The following is a 413-nucleotide window of genomic DNA, read 5'->3' as shown; positions in this document are numbered from 1 at the left end:
CGCTCGGAGCTCGAGCGGACGAATGCGGAACTCGAAGCTCGCGTCGACGCCCGCACGCGCGACCTGGAAGTCTTGCTCAGAGAGCGTGACGAGTTCCTGTCGATGTTGAGCCACGAACTGCGCAATCCACTCGCGCCGATCGAGAGCGCGATCGAGGTGATTCGCCGTTCGGTACCCGAACAAAGTCCGGCCGCGGCGGCGAGCAATATCGTCAAGCGCCAGGTGCGCAACCTTTCGGTCATTCTTAACGATCTGCTCGAGGCGGACAGAACGGTGCGTGGAATGTTCTCAATCGACCCGGTGCCGGTCGAGATGTCGGCGATCATCGATGAGGCCGTCGATGCAATACGTCCTGCGGCCGCGCAGAACGGGCAGACCGTGACAATCGATGGACTCGACCGTTCGGCGACGAT

Annotated in this window: 1 protein-coding gene; it reads left to right on the top strand. The window is 62.0% G+C overall.

Annotation, left to right across the window (positions count from 1 at the left end):
* Positions 1–102 precede the first annotated feature (102 nt).
* Positions 103–413: sensor histidine kinase (locus NCR34_RS27935; RefSeq protein WP_284506731.1), on the top strand; the 311-nt coding region annotated here is incomplete at its 3' end.

The organism is Caballeronia sp. GAWG1-5s-s (assembly GCF_023631445.1).
Taxonomy (GTDB): domain Bacteria; phylum Pseudomonadota; class Gammaproteobacteria; order Burkholderiales; family Burkholderiaceae; genus Caballeronia.
The sequence above is the reverse complement of the archived record's forward strand: the minus strand, read 5'-3'. Positions and strand labels throughout refer to the sequence as shown.